Annotated in this window: 14 protein-coding genes; 5 read left to right on the forward strand and 9 right to left on the reverse strand. The window is 71.5% G+C overall.

Features of this window, described 5'->3' with window-relative positions; translation table 11 throughout:
- Nucleotides 1-30: 30 nt before the first annotated feature.
- Both NR798_RS13840 and NR798_RS13845 read left to right on the forward strand, forming a co-directional pair.
- Entirely contained in the window at nucleotides 31-1,236 is a 1,206-nt protein-coding gene (locus NR798_RS13840) for a hypothetical protein (protein ID WP_375771932.1), read from the forward strand.
- 180 nt (nucleotides 1,237-1,416) lie between these two features.
- The gene (locus NR798_RS13845) at nucleotides 1,417-2,562 is read left to right on the forward strand and encodes a hypothetical protein (protein ID WP_375771933.1); all 1,146 of its coding nucleotides are present in this window, start codon (nucleotides 1,417-1,419) and stop codon (nucleotides 2,560-2,562) included.
- A gap of 27 nt (nucleotides 2,563-2,589) precedes the next feature.
- Here NR798_RS13845 and NR798_RS13850 read toward each other — a convergent pair whose 3' ends face one another.
- From NR798_RS13850 to NR798_RS13885, 8 genes are all read right to left on the reverse strand, one after another.
- The gene (locus NR798_RS13850) at nucleotides 2,590-2,847 is read right to left on the reverse strand and encodes an acyl-CoA-binding protein (protein ID WP_375771934.1); all 258 of its coding nucleotides are present in this window, start codon (nucleotides 2,845-2,847) and stop codon (nucleotides 2,590-2,592) included.
- Nucleotides 2,848-2,860: 13 nt separating this feature from the next.
- Nucleotides 2,861-3,844, reverse strand: a complete 984-nt coding sequence (locus tag NR798_RS13855) for a hypothetical protein (RefSeq protein WP_375771935.1) — start codon at nucleotides 3,842-3,844, stop codon at nucleotides 2,861-2,863.
- An 88-nt stretch (nucleotides 3,845-3,932) separates the two neighbouring features.
- Nucleotides 3,933-5,429: an amino acid permease gene (locus NR798_RS13860; RefSeq protein WP_375771936.1), complete on the reverse strand. Its 1,497-nt coding sequence runs from the start codon at nucleotides 5,427-5,429 to the stop codon at nucleotides 3,933-3,935.
- A 107-nt stretch (nucleotides 5,430-5,536) separates the two neighbouring features.
- Nucleotides 5,537-6,172: a hypothetical protein gene (locus NR798_RS13865; RefSeq protein ID WP_375771937.1), complete on the reverse strand. Its 636-nt coding sequence runs from the start codon at nucleotides 6,170-6,172 to the stop codon at nucleotides 5,537-5,539.
- Between the two features lie 12 nt (nucleotides 6,173-6,184).
- Complete coding sequence (locus tag NR798_RS13870; protein WP_375771938.1) at nucleotides 6,185-6,916, reverse strand: hypothetical protein; 732 nt, start codon at nucleotides 6,914-6,916, stop codon at nucleotides 6,185-6,187.
- Nucleotides 6,917-6,927: 11 nt separating this feature from the next.
- Nucleotides 6,928-7,536: a hypothetical protein gene (locus NR798_RS13875; RefSeq protein WP_375771939.1), complete on the reverse strand. Its 609-nt coding sequence runs from the start codon at nucleotides 7,534-7,536 to the stop codon at nucleotides 6,928-6,930.
- Nucleotides 7,537-7,778: 242 nt separating this feature from the next.
- Nucleotides 7,779-9,191 carry a sigma-54-dependent transcriptional regulator gene (locus NR798_RS13880; RefSeq protein ID WP_375771940.1) on the reverse strand — a complete coding sequence of 471 codons (1,413 nt, stop codon included), beginning with the start codon at nucleotides 9,189-9,191 and terminating at the stop codon, nucleotides 7,779-7,781.
- Nucleotides 9,188-10,825, reverse strand: coding sequence for a PAS domain-containing sensor histidine kinase (locus NR798_RS13885; RefSeq protein ID WP_375771941.1), 1,638 nt, complete (start codon nucleotides 10,823-10,825; stop codon nucleotides 9,188-9,190). The genes NR798_RS13880 and NR798_RS13885 overlap by 4 nt, the downstream gene beginning before the upstream one ends.
- A gap of 68 nt (nucleotides 10,826-10,893) precedes the next feature.
- On the opposite strand from NR798_RS13885, the gene NR798_RS13890 reads away from it, so the two are divergent.
- Both NR798_RS13890 and NR798_RS13895 read left to right on the forward strand, forming a co-directional pair.
- Nucleotides 10,894-11,946 carry a hypothetical protein gene (locus NR798_RS13890; RefSeq protein ID WP_375771942.1) on the forward strand — a complete coding sequence of 351 codons (1,053 nt, stop codon included), beginning with the start codon at nucleotides 10,894-10,896 and terminating at the stop codon, nucleotides 11,944-11,946.
- Nucleotides 11,943-12,809 carry a formylglycine-generating enzyme family protein gene (locus NR798_RS13895; RefSeq protein WP_375771943.1) on the forward strand — a complete coding sequence of 289 codons (867 nt, stop codon included), beginning with the start codon at nucleotides 11,943-11,945 and terminating at the stop codon, nucleotides 12,807-12,809. The genes NR798_RS13890 and NR798_RS13895 overlap by 4 nt, the downstream gene beginning before the upstream one ends.
- Nucleotides 12,810-12,839: 30 nt before the next feature.
- On the opposite strand, the gene NR798_RS13900 is transcribed toward NR798_RS13895, so the two are convergent.
- Nucleotides 12,840-14,975, reverse strand: a complete 2,136-nt coding sequence (locus NR798_RS13900) for an ATP-binding protein (RefSeq protein WP_375771944.1) — start codon at nucleotides 14,973-14,975, stop codon at nucleotides 12,840-12,842.
- A 235-nt stretch (nucleotides 14,976-15,210) separates the two neighbouring features.
- Here NR798_RS13900 and NR798_RS13905 point away from each other — a divergent pair, with 235 nt between their 5' ends.
- Nucleotides 15,211-17,259 (forward strand): protein kinase, encoded by a 2,049-nt coding sequence (locus NR798_RS13905; protein WP_375771945.1) that lies wholly within the window; start codon nucleotides 15,211-15,213, stop codon nucleotides 17,257-17,259.
- The last annotated feature ends 65 nt before the right edge of the window (nucleotides 17,260-17,324 follow it).

Raw genomic sequence — 17,324 nt, forward strand, 5'->3', positions numbered from 1 at the left:
CGCCCCGCGTGGGAGTCGTAGAAGGGGAACATGCGACAGTCCGCGTCCCTCACCGTCCTGCTGGCCCTGCTGGGCACCGCGCCGGCCGCTCTCGCCGGAGCCCCCGCCGCCACCCCAGGCCCGCTCCAGAAGATCTCCATCGTCGAGTCCTCCAACCTCAAGCTGGATGACCGCTACCGCACCCTGAAGCTGCCCGAGAGCCCCGATACCGCCGAGCTCCGCCAACTGCGCGAGCACGTCCTGAAGCAGGTGGACCTCTCGCGCCGCTCGGATCCGGAGCTCATCCTCGCGGCGCTCGAGTGGGTGAGCATCCAGTGGGACCATGACGGGATGAACGAGCCCCCGCCGGGCACGTCGTCGTATCAAATCCTCCAGAACGTGAAGCAGGGGCAGCGCTACCGGTGCGTGGAGTACGGGACGGTGGTGTCGGACCTGTTGCTGTCGCTGGGCTACCCGTCGCGGCAGCTCGGCATCAAGACGGCGGAGCCCGCCTATGGGGGCTTCGGGCAGGGCCACGTGGCATCCGAGGTCTGGTCCAACACGCTGGACAAGTGGATCTTCATCGACCCGCAGTTCAGCATGGCCGCCACCCACCAGGGCCGCTACCTGAGCTTCCTGGAGATGTACCAGCTCAAGCGCGAGGGCCGGTTCGAGGAGATCCGCTTCACCCCCTCACCGCGCTACCTGGAGCGTCACAAGACGACGGCGGAGGAGCTCGACAAGCAGTACCGGGAGTTCATCGGCCGCTACTTCGGTTACATGAACATCTCCTACGTGCGGGACGGGAAGCAGGCCACGTTGGTGCTGCCGCTGGAGGGGAAGGGGCAGTTCGCGACCTTCCAGGGGTTCCACGCCGATGGCCTGCTCTTCACCGATGACCCGAAGGAGTTCTACTTCCCGCTCAATCACACGCAGGTGCTGTTCACGTACAACAACGCGCGGCGGCCCATCGAGCTCCTCCAGGAGCACGGCATCACCACCGAGCAGGAGTTCCTGAGCAAGCGGCCGCTGTTCGCCGCGAGGCCGGACTACACGCTCACCCTCCAGCACGGCATGCCCTGGTTCGCGCACTACGAGCTGCGGGTGGACGGCGGCGAGTGGAAGCGGGTGCCCGGCGACACGGTGCCGCTGAAGCTGCACACGGGGCTCAACACGCTCGAGGTGCGGGCGGTGAATCGGGCGGGGGCCGCCGGTCCCATCAACCGGATGAAGCTCCGGTACGCGGCCGACCCCTGAGCCCGTCCTGAACGCGGCTCGGCTCATCGCCGAAGCGTCTGATTTACGCCACCCGCGAGCGGCGGGTGGGTGAGAGGGACTGGCTCTTTCAGCTCCGCCCCTGGCAGGCTCGATGCCAGCTGTTGTCGAGCCGCTATGCCACGCAATGGGGGGAGCCATCGCGCTCCGACGGTGACCATCATGCCTTCTCTTCAGGATGTGCAACTCGAGCTCACGGGGTGGACTCGCGTGCAGCAGTCCCACACCGAGAGCCACTGGCGGAATGACGTGGGCGATGTGCTCTCGCTCCTCTACTTCGGCCTTCCTCCTGACATCCCGGCACCGCTCGAACAGCTCTCGCCGCTGAGGGCGGGCTACCGGAGCATTATCTCCAAGGCGGGCGGTGGCATCGTGGAGGTCGAGACCCAGCCGCTCGCGGGGCTGCGCGCCGTGCGCTCCATCTTCAAGCTCCCGCAGCAGCCATTCGGCATGACCTATGTGGCGTCACTGACGCTGCCCTTCGCCGACTGCAGTTTCGTGCTCAAGGTGCAGTGCGCGGAGCATGGCATGACCGGTCTGCGAGACAACACCGTCTTCGCGCAGGCCATGAGCCGGGTGATGCCCACCCTCAACGGGGATCCCCAGCGCTGGATTGACGAGCACTGGTTCCAGGATCCCTATGATCCGGCGGATCGCAGCCCGGTGATGCGCAATCTGTCCGAGGACCCGTCCTACGACGCGCAGTTTCCGGATCACCCGCTCTCCCGCGCCCGGAGCTATCTGCCGCTCCTGGAGCGCTCCTTCCGGATCTCTCCTGCCCTGCGCCAGATCCGGCCCTTCACGGGTCCGTCCCGAACGCCTGTTCGCGACCACCACTACACCTTCGCCTACCGCGCCCTGCCTCTGCTCTTCCTGTCCCACCCCGAGGGTTTCTTCGGTGGCCTGGAGCAGGCAGGCGAGGACTACCTCAAGCAGGGCTGGAAGATCGTGGGCGATCGGATGCCCCAGGGTGCGGTGCTGGAGCCGGAGGGGATGGCGCTCGACTTCCTGGGCAATGACCACGCGGTGCTGGCTGTCGTGCGGTTGCCTCCCGCTCGTGCGGATGCGGAGGCCGTGATGGTGGGCTGCTACCTCTGGAAGGCACCGCCTCGGGACGCGATCACGACGCCTAGGGCCCGCTACTTCACCCTGGCGCTGGCTGGCCAGGAAGCCGGCGCTCCCCGGACGGTTTTCTGCGAGTGGCGGCAGGAGAACGGCCAGCTGAGCAGTGTGAGCAACGGCGACGGCCCCAACACCGTGGAGGGCTTCGTCGCCGCCATCCAGCACAAGGTCTCCTCCCCGGCATGAGGTGCTGCGCAGGGAGGAGGGCGCGCCTCAGCCGCGCAACAACCGCTCCACGAGCGCCACGTACTGCTGCATGGCCGCTTCCTTCCCCAGGCCCTTGCGGCCGGCCCAGGCGTCGTACTTGGCGCGCCCCTTGAGGTCCAACATCCCCGGGCGCTTGCCCTGCACGTCCCCGTCGGTGGCCTGCTTGAAGAGCGAATACAGCTCCAACAGCGTGTCGTTGGAGGGGCGCGTGCTGAGCGTCTTCACGCGCTCCTGCGCGGAACGGAAGTCATCTGCGAGTGCCATGTCGGTGTCTCCTCTACTTCATCAGCTCTTGCATCCAGCGGGCGAAGGGCTCCGAGGCCACCACCGGCGCCAGGCGCCTTCGCAGTGACTCGCGGCCCAGGTCCCGGAAGGTGTCGAACAGGCCCAGCTTCTCGAGCACCTCGCGCACCGGGCGCTTGCCGTCCCGCTCCATCGCGCGGGTGATGAAGGCCTCCAGCTCCGCCGTGGCGTCTCTCGAGGCGAGCCACTGGCCGAGTGCCTTGCGCACCACCGCCGCGCTGCCCGGCACGTCCGCGCGCGACAGCTCGCGCCCGAGCTTCGCCAGTGGCAGGCCCAGCACCCCCTCCAGGAGCGCCACGCGCATCTCCGCCTGATCCGCCGCGCGGCTCGGGTCCGTGAGCGCATCCGCGAGCTGCTGGAAGAGGCCGGAGAGCGCCGAGTCGGCGAAGTCGCGGGCACGCTTCTCCACCTGGCGCTCGATCTCATCGGAGAGCGCGCCGGCGATGCCGCCCAGCGCCCCGCCCGAGCTCTTGGCCTGCTCGGCCGCGAACTTCGCCAGGCCGGAGAAGCCCTTGGCGAGGCGGTTCTCCGTCACCGGAGCGCTCACCTTGCGGCTGAACTCGATGAGCACGTTGAGCAGCAACGCGCGCGCCAGCGAGCGGACGGGCGGACGGTCCAGCACGGTGAGCACCAGCGCCCGGTCCGGCGAGTAGCGGCGGGAGGCCAGCTCCGCCAGCAGCTTGGGAAGCTCCGGTGGCACGGCGTCGCGCACGGTGCGCGGATCCTGGGAGAGCTGGCGCTGGAGGTGCTCGATGGCGGCGGCGAGCTCGCGGTCCGCGGTGTCGGAGGCGAGCCAGCCCTCGAGCGCGGCCCTCAGCGCGCGTGCCACGAGGGCGGGCGGCAGGAGGGTCTCGAGGGGCTGGGACAGCTCGTGCTCCACGACGAGCGAGGCGAGGCGATCCAACGGACCGTCGGGAGAGGCATCCTGGAGTCGGGCGAGGAGGTCCTGGGCATTCATGGCTGCACCACGGGAAGGGGCGTCACGTCGGGGCGCGCAGTATGGCGCGGCTCGTGGCTTCCGTGCGCCCGGAAAGCGTCCTGGAATTTCAGAGCGGCCCGCCGAGCTCGGGAGGGGGAGGCTCGGTGGGGGAGGTATCCCCATGGCCCGCGCGCGAGTGCTTGCGGCCATAGCCGAAGTAGATGACGAGCCCGAGCGCCATCCAGGCCCCGAGCCGCACCCACGTTGCCACGCCCAGGCCCAGCATGAGGATTCCGCAGGTGAGGATGCCGAGCACAGGCACCAGGGGGACGAACGGGGTGCGGAAGGGCCGGGGCAGCTCCGGCCGCCGGTAGCGCAACACGAGGATGCCCGCGCAGACCACGACGAAGGCGAACAGGGTGCCGATGGAGACGAGCTCGCCCAGCAGGCCGATGGGGAACAGCCCCGCCACCGCCATGGCCACCACGCCGGTGATGAGGGTGGAGACGTAGGGGGTATGGAAGCGCGGGTGCACGCGGCCGAAGAAGTGGGGCAGCAGCCCGTCGCGCGCCATCGCATAGAAGATGCGCGGCTGTCCCATCAGCATGACGAGCACCACCGAGGCCAGGCCCGCGATGGCCCCGATGCTGACGATGGGCCCCAACCAGGAGAGCGCTGGCCCGCCTCGGGAGATGGCCACGTAGACGGGCTCGGGCACGTTGAGGGTGGTGTAGGGCGCCAGGCCCGTCATCACCAGCGCCATGAGCATGTACAGCACGGTGCAGACGGCGAGCGAGCCCAGGATGCCGACGGGCAGATCCTTCTGCGGGTTGCGCGTCTCCTGGGCCGCGGTGGAGACGGCATCGAAGCCGATGTAGGCGAAGAAGATGACGCCCGCTCCCGAGAGGATGCCACTCCAGCCGAACTGCCCGAACGTGCCCGTGTTCTCCGGGATGAAGGGCTTCCAGTTGCTGGGGTCCACGTAGAACGCTCCGAAGACGACGACGAGCAGGACGACGCCCACCTTCAGGAAGACGATGATGTTGTTGATGCGGGCCGACTCGCGGATGCCGACGACGAGCAGCCCGGTGATCACCGCCACCAGCAGCGCGGCCGGCAGGTTGATGATGGCTCCGGTGGCATGGGGGATGTGCGAGCCCGGCTGGATGTCGAAGGGGGCGCTGGCCAGCTCCGGCGGAATCCGGAGGTGCAGGTAGTCGCGCAGGAAGGCGGTGAAGTAGCCGGACCAGCCCACCGCCACCGTGGAGGAGGCGAAGAGGTACTCGAGCATGAGATCCCAGCCGATGAGCCACGCGACGAGCTCGCCGAGGGTGGCGTAGCCGTAGGTGTAGGCGCTGCCGGCCACGGGAATCATCGCCGCGAACTCGGCGTAGCACAGCCCCGCGAAGAGGCAGCCCACCCCCGCCAGGATGAAGGACAGGAGGATGGCGGGCCCCGCGTGCTGGGCCGCCGCCGTGCCCGTCACCACGAAGATGCCCGCGCCGATGATGGCGCCAACGCCCAGCAGAATGAGGTGGAGGCCCGTGAGCGTGCGGTGCAGCGCGTGCCCCTGTCCTTCCTCACTCTGCAATTGGGCGATGCTCTTCTTCGACCAGATGCCCATGGGCGGCAGTCAACGCCGCTCGCCCCTGCTCGAGGAAGAACAACGGAGCCGCCACCCCTCCGAGTGTCATCCGGAGAGCGGATGGCCCCACCGCGATGTGCTGGCTCCTACGCCTGGGCCACCTGAGCCGGTGGCGGTACCTCGCTCGGACCGGGCTGCGAGGCATCGGCGAGTGCTTCGATGCGCAGCAGCAGCTCCTCGATGTGGCCGCGCTCGACGCGGGTGGACGGGTTTCCCAGGCCGGAGAAGCGCAGCAGCGTGAGCTGGGCGGCCAGCTCCTCGACGAGCCCGATGCTGTGCTCCAGCTCGGCCACGGCGTGCTCGTACAGCCGGGTGAGCCGCTCCTTCACGCTCGCGGGTGCACGGGCCAGTGCCGCCTCCATCTCCAGCAGCCGCTTCTCCTGCGTCCGCAGGCGCGTGACGAATCCGTCCAGCAGCCGGTGCTCGCGTGCCTGCTCCGCCGCCCACGGGCTCTCCACCGCCGCCTGCCGCCAGCACTCCTCCAGCCGTCCCGTCACCTCATCCAGCCGCCGGGCCCGCTCGCTCTGGTGGCCGCGCTCCGGGCGGAGGGCGGCGTCCCCCGGACTGAGCAGCACGGGGAGCAGGAAGGGCCAGAGGGCCAGGGCGAGCAAGGCCTGTCCGAGCCGGTCCGCCAGGGTGCTCCCCCGCTTCTGGACGAAGGCGCAGGCCGCCGCCACCGCTCCGAGCACCGCATAGGCCGTGAGAATCACGAGTGCCGTCATGGTCCGTCCTCCTCAGCCCAGCGCGTTGAAGGCCCAGAAGCACAGGCCCGACGTGAACGCCACCATCATCCAGGACACGCGCGCGAGGATGCCCACCCGGTACGCGTCCTCGGAGGACAGCACGGCGGTGGCGTCGCCCAGCGCGGCGCGGGTGACGGACTCGGCCAGCAGGCTCAGCAGCCGGTGGATGCGCGCACCGGCCGCCCAGCCGGACAGGAGGAACGCCGCGGTGAGCAGCAGCGGCCCCGCCCACTCGGCGTCCAGCCTCCACAGCAGGTAGAGCGGAGGTGCGAGCCCCGCGAGCAGCAGCGAGCCCGTGGCCGCCGAGGCCAGCAGCGCCGCCACCAGCCGGGCCATGGGCACGCGCGCCGCCACGAGGATGCTCGCCGCGTAGATGGGACCCAGCGACGCCGCGAGCCCCATCAACACATTCATCGAGGCCAGTGCCGCCGGCAGGGCCCAGGCTCCGGCCTGGCCTCGCGCGGCGCTCGCGGTGGCGGCGAAGAGGCTCGTGCACACGGCGATGACTCCCACCGAGCCGACCACCAGGCCCTGCAGCCGCGCCGGCTCCAACAGCCGCTCCACGATGGCGGACGGCTCGCGCAGCAGCTCCACGAGGAGTTGCCGCTCGGGCTCGGCGGGGAGGGCGGGCTCGGAGAGGGGCGCGCGCTCCTCCACGGACCAGGGCATGAACGGCGTGAGGGGCTCGGTGCTCAGCGGGACATTCCGGGAGATGGCTTCCATGGGGGACCTCGTCACAGCCAGAACGCGAGGAAGGAGGCGTGGACGCGCAGGAGGAAGACGGCGCCCAGGAAGAAGGCGAAGGCACGCGACATCCACCAGGCGGCCCTCGAGGTGTCGAGCGCGGTGATGACGCGCAGGGGCAGGGCCGCCAGGGTGGCGAGCGCGAGGCCGGGAACGAACACCGCGGGGAGGGCGAGGACGACTGGCGCGTCCCCGGAGACGAGCACCAGGAAGGCCATGAGCGGCATGACGCAGGTGGAGACGAGTCCAGCGGCGAGCAGCCCGATGGAGGTGGCGGCGAGCAGGACGCGGGTGGTGAGCCGCAGTTGCAGGTAGATGGCGAAGACGAGGGTGCCGGGGATGACGACGAGCAGGGCCTCGAAGACGGCGCGCAGGGCATCGAGCCTCGGGACGAGCCGGAGACCGGTGGAGGAGACGAAGCCCGAGAGAGCGGAAGAGGCCGCCACGAGGAAGATGCCGAGCAGTGCGGGCGCGAGAGTCACGGCGAGCGGACGCCGGGCCATGTCGAGCGCTTCGCGAGCGGGCCGGTCCACCGCGCGCAGGAGAGAATTGACCAGGTCCAGGCGGCCGACCGCCGCCGTGGGAGATGCAGAGCCCATGAGGCCTCCTCAGGTGCGCGTCATCGCGCGACCCGGGAATGAGCAAGCCCCGTGCCTCGACCCCGAATCACTCCCAACATCCACCCCCAACATCCCCTCTCCCTTCGGGAGAGGGACGGGGTGAGGGTGCCCGGGCCCGTGTTCCCACCCGTGAGCGCCGCCACCGTGGCCAGGTGCACCTGGGAGCCGGGAGACAGAGGTATGTAACGCGTTACACAGGTATCCCCGGAACGGCGAGCCACTCAGCCGATGTGGAGCTCCTCGCGGATGCCGTGTTCGTGGATTTTGTTGAAGAGGGTCTTGTAGCTCACCCCGAGGAGCCGGGCGGCGGCGGTCTTCTGTCCCTTGGAGGCCTGGAGGGCGGCGATGACGGCGGCGCGCTCGGCGCTGGCGACGGCATCGCGCAGGGTCTGGACGGGAGCGTCCGTGTGAGCCTCCACCGGAGCGGGAGAGGGACCCTGAACCGCCTTCTGAGCCAGAGGCGCGCGGAGCGACTCGGCATCGAAGTGGCCGAGCACGACGGCGCGCTCGACGAAGTTCTCCAACTCGCGCACGTTGCCGGGCCAGGAGTAGACCGAGGCACGGCGCAGGGTCTCCGCATCGGGCCTGGGAGGCGTGAGCCCCTTGCGTGTGGCGTGCTTCTCCAGGAAGTGCGCGATGAGGCCGGGGATGTCGCGTGCGCGCTCGCGCAGGGGCGGCAGGTGGATGGGAATGACGGCGAGCCGGTAGAGGAGGTCCGCGCGGAACTGCCCGCTGGCGGCCATGGCGTCCAAATCCCGGTGGGTGGCGGAGATGACGCGGAGGTCCACCTTCACGGTCTCGCGCCCGCCGATGCGGGTGATCTCCCGCTCCTGCAGCACGCGGAGGAGGCGCGCCTGGGCCTCCAGGGACATGTCACCAATTTCATCGAGGAACAGCGTGCCGCCCTCGGCCGTCTCGATGAGTCCCTTGCGCCGGGAGTGCGCGCCGGTGAAGGCACCGCGCTCGAAGCCGAACAGCTCGGACTCGAGCAGGGAAGGGGGCAGGGCGGCGCAGTTGACGGAGACGAAGGGCCCGTCGAGCCGGGGCGAGGCGGCGTGGATGGCGCGGGCGACGAGCTCCTTGCCAGTACCGGACTCGCCGCGCACGAGCACGGTGGCATCCGAGGCCGCCACCCGGGGCAGCAACGCGGCCACGTCCCGCAGCCCGCCCTCCGCTCCGATGAGCGCGCGGCCCGCCTCCGTCTCGGGGGCGAGCGTGGGCGCGGCCAGCTCCAGCTCCACCAGCCGGCGTCCCGCTTCGAGCGCGGCCTCCACCGAGGAGACGAGCCGCTCGTTGGCGAAGGGCTTGACGAGGAAGTCGGCCGCGCCCGCGCGCAGCGCCTGCACCGCGCGCTCCACGGTGCCGAAGGCGGTCATCACGATGACGGGCGTGCGCAGCCCCTGCTTGCGCAACCGGTCGAGCAGCGCCAGCCCATCCCCATCGCCCAGCTTCACGTCGAGCAGCAGGAGGTCCGGCGCATGCCGCGAGAGGTACGCCTCCGCGGCGGCCACCGAGTCGAGCGGAACCACCCGCAGCCCCCGCGCTCCCAGCACGTCCTGGTACAGCTCACGCAGGTTGCGCTCGTCCTCCACGAGCGCCACTTCGGGCCCCTCCACCGCGGCATCCACCGTCATCGCACGTCCTCCCTCGCCGGGCCGGGGCCCCCTGTCGCCACGGGCAGCTCCACGCGGGCCACCGCTCCGGGCCGATCCGCGCGCGGCTGGAGCCCGAGCCTGCCGCCCGCGGACTCGATGGCCGAGCGCGAGATGGCGAGCCCCAGCCCGGTCCCGCCCGTCTTCGTCGTGTAGAAGGGCCGGAAGAGCCGCTCTTTATCCACGGCCTCGAGCCCCTTGCCCTCGTCGCGCACCTCGACGACCACGCGGCCCTCCTCACCCCGGGCCACGACCTCGATGCGCCCGCCCTGGGCCTCCTGCATGGCCTCGGCGGCGTTCTTCAACAGATTGAGCAGCACCCCGCGCAGCGCGTCCTCGTCGCCCACCGCGCGCAGGTCCGGGTCCAACCGGGGCACGAGCGTGGGGAAGCCCGGCTCGCCCTCGGCCACCGCCACCGCCTCCAGGACGATGCGCGACACGTCGAGCGGGCCCGCCCCCTTCTCTCCCCGTGGCGCCCGGCCGAGGCTCAGCAGCTCGGCGACGCGGGCGTCGATGCGATCGCTCTCCTCGCGGATGATGCGGACCGCCTTCTCGAAGCGGGCGCGGTGCTCGGTGGAGACGTGCCCGGTCTGCCCCGTGAGCAGCTCGGCGTAACCGCGCACGGCGGCCAGCGGATTCTTGATCTCATGGGCGACCGAGGCGGCCAGCTCCCCGGCGATGGCGAGGCGCTCGGCGCGCTCCAGGCGGCCGCGCAGGGTCGCGGTCTCGGCGCGGGAGGCGGAGAGCTGCTCGGCGAGCCGCACCTTCTGGGGGAACAGGAGCTGCTCGATGCCCCGGTTGAGCTGCTCGCCCAGGCCGATGAAGAGCAGGGAGGCCAGGAGCGCCACCACCACGGAGACGGAGACCTGGACGAGGTCCACCGGGTAGCCGAGCACGCGGAACACCGCGACGACGGCGCAAGCCACCGCGATGGCGAGCACCGCATGGGTGAGGGCCCGGGAGACGGGAAGCTGCACGGCCACCCGCTCGTGGAGGGTGTAGCTGAGCGTGGCCATCTCGGCGGCGAGCACGATGCACAGGACCATCCCGTTGCCCGCGGGCGCACCCTGGAGCAGCTCGCGCACCGTGCGGAGCAGGCAGACGAGCAGCGAGACCCCGATGAGCGCCGTCAGGTGCCGGGAGAGCCGGCGGATGGAGGCGTTCTCGTGCCGGCACAGCGCGAGGCGGAGCCCCCCCAGCAGCCCCACTCCGGCGAGTCCCAGCACCTGCGGGTACACCGCCAGGAGCGGCTGCTCGTAGGCCACGGCCACCCAGGCGGACAGCCCGAGGAGCGCCAGCCCGGTGGGCAGGAGGGCCCAGAGGAGCCGCTGGCGGGCGCGGGAGGGCCCCAGGTCGGAGAAGGCATCGGCGACGAAGCCGGAGACGGACATCAGCGCGGCGAACCCGACCGCCACGCGGACGGACTCACGGGCGCGGGGCTCCAGGAGGACGACGAACCACCCGGCGGCGAAGAGGGCCACTCCGGTGGGGCCGCAGGCGAAGAAGAGCTTGCGCCGCTCGCCCCGGGCGGAGGCGAGGACATAGCCGGCCAGCAGGCCGTTGAAGAGCGCCACGATGAGCGCGACGACGGATGAGGCGAAGAGATGCGCCGACATTCAGGCCCCCGGGAGCGGCGGCGCGCCCCTGGACGACCCCCCGAGCGTATCACGCGCGGCGCGTTATCATGGACGTGATGCGTGTCCTCGCCCTTGCCGTCCTCCTGGCCAGCTTCGTGGCCGCCGCCAATGAGCCGGCCCTCGACGCCTTCGCCCGGCTGCCCGCGGATCCCGCCCCGCCCGAGCTCGTCCGCGACAGCCACTTCTGGATCTCCAACGAGGACCACCTCGAGCTCTTCTACGAGGCGGTGAAGGACAAGGGCGGCCTCTACATGGGGGTGGGCTCGGACCAGAACTACCTGCTGGGGGCCTGGGCGCGTGCGGAGGTGCTCGTGCTGATGGACTTCGATCAGTCCATCGTGGACCTCCACCGCGTCTACCGCGTCATCTTCCAGGCGGCGGAGACGCCCGAGGACTTCCTGCGCTTGTGGCGGCAGGAGAGCCGTGCGGAGGTGCGCCGCCTCATCGAGGAGGGCTACCCCCACAGGCTGGAGCGGGTGGGCGCGCTCCGGGCCTACGGCACCGCGCGCTGGGCGGTGGAGCGGCGGCTGAAGCGCCTGGTGGAGCAGATGGCGAAGGCGTCACTGCCCTGCTTCGTCGTGGATGCCGCCGAGTACGCGCACATCCGCCGCCTCTACCAGGAGAACAAGGTCTTCATGGTGCGGGGCGACCTCACCGCCCATCGCACGGTGAGCGCCATCGGCCGGGCCGCGGCGCAGGTGGGGAGGAAGGTGGGGGTGCTCTACCTCTCGAACGCCGAGCAGTACTTCCCCTATGACGCGAGGTACCGGAGCAACATCCGCGCGCTCCCGCTGGACGAGCGCACCGTGGTGGTCCGCACGAGCGGCCAGCGGGGCATCACGCACGTGAAGGGCACCTACTACCACTACAACACCCAGTCGGGTTCGAGCTTCCTGGCCTGGCTGGAGGATCCGAAGACGCGGGATGCGCGCGTGATGCTCCGGTACGCGCCGGACACCGGCGAGGCTCGCGGGCTGTCGCGGCTCGACACCGGGCCCGCCGAGGCCCGCGAGGCGTTGACGCAGAAGCGCCTCGAGAAGCGGACGATCCGCAAGGTGGGGAAGCTGTCGCGGACCCGGCGGCGCGAGGCGCGGCGGTGAGGACTCCGAGGCGGCTCTTCCTCGTGCTCGGGCTCGGGGTGGCGGGCGCGGCGGCAGCGCAGACGCCCTGCCTGGAGGCCCCGGTGGCGGGCATGGCCTGCATTCCCGGAGGTCCCTTCCCGCGAGGCGTGAACACGGGGAAGCACGCGCCGGCCCGGCCCCAGGCGGAGGTCTGGGTGCAGACCTTCTACATGGACACCCACGAGGTGACATACGGCGACTACAAGGCCTGCGAGAAGGAGGGCCGGTGCGGCAAGGGCGGGCCGAACTACCGCGACTTCGACAACCCGCGGCAGCCCATCAACGGGGTGAGCTGGTACGACGCGAAGGGCTACTGCGAGGCGCACGGCAAGCGCCTGCCGACGGAGGCCGAGTGGGAGAAGGCGGCGCGGGGCACGGACGGGCGGCTCTACCCGTGGGGCAACGAGCCGGCCACCTGCGAGCGCGCGGTCATCCAGGACAGCCGGGGGCGGAGCTGCGGAAAGAAGCAGCGCTCGAAGACGCACGCCGACGTGGGACGTCCGGAGCCGGTGGGCACGCGGCCCCCCAACCCCTACGGGCTCTACGACATGGCGGGCAACGCCTGGGAGTGGGTGGCGGACTGGTACACGCCCTCGTGGAAGGCCTGTGGCGAGGCATGCCTGGGGGTGGACCCGAAGGGCCCGTGCGAGGGCCGCGAGCCCTGCCCAGGGCACACGGAGAAGGTGGTGCGAGGGGGCTCGTGGTTCTGGCCGGCCTCGTACGCGACGTCCGTGTACCGGCGGCCGCACGTGCCCGCCAACCGGCCCATCTTCCACCACTTCGGTTTCCGCTGCGCCGCGAGCGTCGAGCAGGCCCGGGCCCTCGCCACGCGGCCCCCGTGAGCCGTCCGGCGGGAGTCCGCCGCGCGGGCGTCAGTGGTGGGCGAGGGCGCCCGGCAGGCGGGGCAGCCGCACGGTGAAGGTCGTCCCCTGGCCCTGTTCCGAATGGGCGGCCACGGTGCCCCCGTGCGCCTCCACCAGGTGCTTCACGATGTAGAGGCCCAGTCCGATGCTGCGGCTGGCGCGGTCCACCTGCGGGGTGCCGCGCTGGAGCGGCTCGAAGAGGCGGGGAAGGACATCGGGCGGAATGGGCGGCCCGTCGTTGTGCACCGACAGCTCCACGGTGTCGCTCCCGGCGCTCAGCTCCACGCGCACGGGCGTGTCCTTGGGGCTGTACTTGAGGGCGTTGGTCACCAGGTTGGACAGCACCTGGGCCATGCGGTCCGAGTCCCACTCGCCCGTGGCGCAGCCCCGCTGGCTCACCTGGAGGTGGCGCTCCGGCCAGGCCACCTCCACCTCGTCCAGCACCTGGTGGACGAGGTGCCGCAGGTCCGTGGACCGGCGCTCCAGCGAGATGCCTCCGCCCAGGCGCGCCTGGGTGAAGTCGAGCAGGTCGCGGATCATCCGCGCGGCGCGCTCGGCCGAGGAGAGGATGCGGCTGGCGGCCCGGGTGGCGCGCGCGTCGAGCTCCTCCTGCCGCAGCAGGGCGTGGGCCGCCAGGGAGATGGCGTGGATGGGGTTGCGCAGATCGTGACTGACGATGCCGATGAGCTGCTGCTCGAACTCCACGCGGCGGCGCAGCTCGGCCTCCTGCTCCTTCTGGCGCGTCACGTCCCGGGTGATGGCCACGCCCGCGATGAGCCGGCCCTCGGGGTCTCTCACGGGGCTGGCGCTCACCCGCACCGTCGCGCGGCTCCCGTCGCGGCGCTCCAGCTCCAGCTCCTGGTCCGTCACCACCTCGCCGTGCAGCAGCGAGCGCGACAGCGGCCACTCCTCGGGCCCGAGTTCGTGGCCATCCGGGTGGAAGCCGTGGAACGCGTTGTACTCCGCCACGCTGTCCGCGTAGTGCATGGGGCCGCGCACCAGCTCCTCCTGCTGGTGGTTGACGAAGGCCGTCCGGCCCGAGGGCTCGGAGATGATGACGCCCGCGGGCATCTGCTGGAGCACCGCGTCCAGCATCCGCTGCTTGGCTTCCAGCTCGGCCGCGGCGCGCGCGTGGTCGACGGCCGAGGCCAGGTGCCCGGTGGCCAGTTCGAAGAAGCTCCGGTAGGCCTCGTCCAGCGCGCGGCGCGGGGACACGCCCGCCACCAGCACCCCGTAGGCCTTCTGTCCCGGCTGGGCAATGGGGAGCAGCACCGCCGAGTGCGGCGGCTCGTCCCAGGCTCCTCCCGGCAGGTCTCCGAAGCGCGTGCGCACGTCGGTGATCACCTCCAGGCGTCCGGTGGCCACCACGCGCGCCAGGGGCCAGCGGCTGGCGTCCAGCTCCGCGTCCATCCCCACGCTCGCCACCAGGGTGGCCTGGGCGCGCCGCTCGTCCCACTGGTACATCAGCGCGAACGGCACGTCCGCCGGGTTGGCCGACAGGATCCGCGCCGCCTGACGGCAGGCCTCCTCCGGAGACCGGGCCTGGCTGACGTGCCCGGCGAGCTGCCGCAGGGTGTGCTGCCGCCGCTCGCCGAGGACGCGCTCGGTGGTGAAGTTCACCGCGGTGAAGACACCGTCCACCCGGCCCTCCTCGATGCCGATGGGGCTATAGGAGAAGGTGCGGTAGGTCTCCTCCAGGAAGCCGGCCCGGTCGATGAGGAGCATCAGATCATCCGCCCACGTGGCCTGGCCCGTGGCCATGACACCTTCCAGCATGGGGCCGATGACGTGCCAGGCCTCCGCCCAGACCTCGCGGCCCGGACGGCCCAGGGCCAGGTCCGGGTGCTTGCGTCCGAAGATGGGGGTGAAGGCGTCGTTGTAGAGGACGAGCAGCTCCGGCCCCCCGTAGATGAGCATGGGGAAGCGCGAGTTGAGGCAGATGCTCACCGCGCTGCGCAGCGACCGGGACCACCCCTCCACGGGACCGAGCGAGGTGGCCGACCAATCGAAGGCGCGCATGTGCGCGCCCATCTCGCCTCCACCCGCGAAGACGTCATCCGGCTCTCGGGGCAGGAGGTGGGGGGCCTTGAGGTACTGGCCCGGCTCGGCTCGGTTGGAAAGGGTCCCGTCGATGTGCTCGCTCATTCGGTGTCGTGGAGTTCCTTCGCTTCCGGACACCCTCTAACGCACTGCGAGCGCGGGAGATTCTCTCTCGCGGGCCTCCCTGGCGGGCGGTCCATGGGGCTCCCCTGGTTGCCTGCCCGGCGGGCCGCCAGTGGTAGACGTCTACCACCGAAGCGAGCCTGGGGGCCGCCCTTCCTTTCGTCGTCACCTGTCCCAAGAGGTGGTGTTATCCTGCCGCATCTCGGAGGTTGAGTCCATGGATGCGGCGGAGGCCCGGCGGCCGGCCGGCAGGTGGCTGAAGGCACAACGGCGTCTGCTCTGGCGGCAGGCGGTCAGGGAGCCGCTGGAGCCGCAGCTCCCCCTGCCCGGGACATACGTGGGGGGCCTGTGCCTGGAGGCGAGGCTGGGCACGGGAGGCCAGGGCACGGTGTACCGGGCCCGGAGTCCGGGCGGGAGGCTGTACGCGGTGAAGTTCATCCACCTGCCGCGCGCGGCGGGGTGGGCATGGCGGGAGCTGGAGGTGCTGCTGCGGTTGCGGCGGATCGGCTGGGTGGCGGTGCGCGGGCATGGGGAGTGGCCGGAGCGGGCGCCGCGCTTCGTCTACCTCGTCATGGAGTACGTGGGAGGGTGGCCGCTGCCCACGTGGGCCCGGCGGCGCAACCCCACGGCGAGGCAGGTGGCGGAGCTGGTGCGGGCGCTGGCCCGGCAGCTGACGGCCGTGCACCGGGCCGGGGTGGTGCACCGGGACGTCAAGGGCGCCAACGTGGTGGTGCGGGAGAAGGACGGGCGGCCGGTGCTGGTGGACTTCGGGGTGGGCACCTTCCCCGGGGCGCACCAGGTGACGGGGCCCGGGGTGCCGGGCACGGCGGCCTACCGCAGCCCGGAGGCGGAGGGCTTCCGGCGGCGGGGCCCGGAGGGCGAGCCCTACGCGGCGCACGCACGGGACGACGCGTGGGCCCTGGGCGTGCTGCTCTACTGGCTGCTGACGGGCGGCTTTCCCTTCGAGGTGGAGGAGACGGGGGACTCGCACGTGGACGCGCGGGCGCTGGGCGAGGCCATCCTGCACCAGGAGCCCGAGCCGCCCGAGGTGCGCAACGCGCGCGTGCCCCCGGCGCTCGGGGCCGTGTGCCGGCGCATGCTGGAGAAGGCGCCCGAGGCGCGCTACCCGGACACCGGAGCGGTGGAGACCGCGCTCACGGCGGCGCTGGCGGAGGCGGACGCGGCCTGGGACGTGCCCCTGTGCGCGGCGTATGGCCCGGACACCACCACCACGCAGGCCGAGGGCGAGCTGGACGACGAGGTGGAGGAGGCGCGGTGGCGGCGGTTGGAGGCGTACGAGCGGCGCCACCCGGTGCGCGGCGAGCCGCCCTCCACGCCGGAGGAGCCCGCGACGCTGGCCCCGCCCACCGGGGAGGCCCCCGCGTCCGTGGACTCGCCGCCCCCGGCGCGCGCGGGACGCGGGGCACGGGCGGGGTGGGGCGTGGGCGTGGGCCTCGCGCTGGTGCTGGCCGTGGCGGCCCTGGGGCTCGCCCGTTCCGCGGGGCCCGGGTCCGCGCCGGGGGCACCGGAGGCAACCGTGGCGGTGGTCTCCGCTCCTCCCACGCCCGAGGTGATGTCTGGCTTTGGCCAGGAAGTGGCGCCCGAGGGGAAGCGGCCGGAAGGTGACGGTGGCGCGGTGCCCGGAAGGGTGGCCACCCCCGCGCCCGTCGCCCGTGCGACGCCCTCCCAGGACACGCGCGTGAAGACTCCAGCGAAGGCTCCCGTTTCCCAGCACCCCATGCCCCGGCCGAAGCAGACGGGCTCCCCGGTGGGCAGGGGCGCGCTCATGCTCGGATGCACCCTGCTCGCCGGTTGCCCCGGCCCCGCCACCCTTCCCCAGGTGCGGCGCACGCCCCCGCCCGCCGAGTGCCCCGCCGGTTGGCAGGAGACACACGAAAGGCTCCGCATTGGTAGCGGACGCGTCGTGCTGCAAGGGGAAGAGTTTGAAGCAGGGAATACGGCCCCTCTGCCCGAGGGGCCCATTCGCGTTGTGACGGACAAAGTTGGCCGCCTGCCCGAGGGCACCTTGCTTTCGGGGACGTGGCAGCTTGGGGAAGGCCGCATTTATGGCACCTTCACCCAGGCGCAGCTTCCGGGCGGGGGCGCCTACCCCGTTTGCCTGGTCATTGGTACACCCATTCCAGCAGCCATGCCGAGTGGCCCGGACTGTCCCGTAGGGCTGGGGTTTTGCCCCGCGCCCGAGAGCAGGCCCGGCAGCGTGAAGATTTTCACTGTTTTCAAGGTGTTCGCCGAGGGCCGCTTCTAGCCAGTGCCGCCCGGCAGGGCTGGCGCGGTGTGCAGCAGGGAGCCGCGCCGTTGCGGTCAACACGG

This window comes from Archangium gephyra (genome assembly GCF_042230915.1).
GTDB lineage: Bacteria > Myxococcota > Myxococcia > Myxococcales > Myxococcaceae > Archangium > Archangium gephyra_B.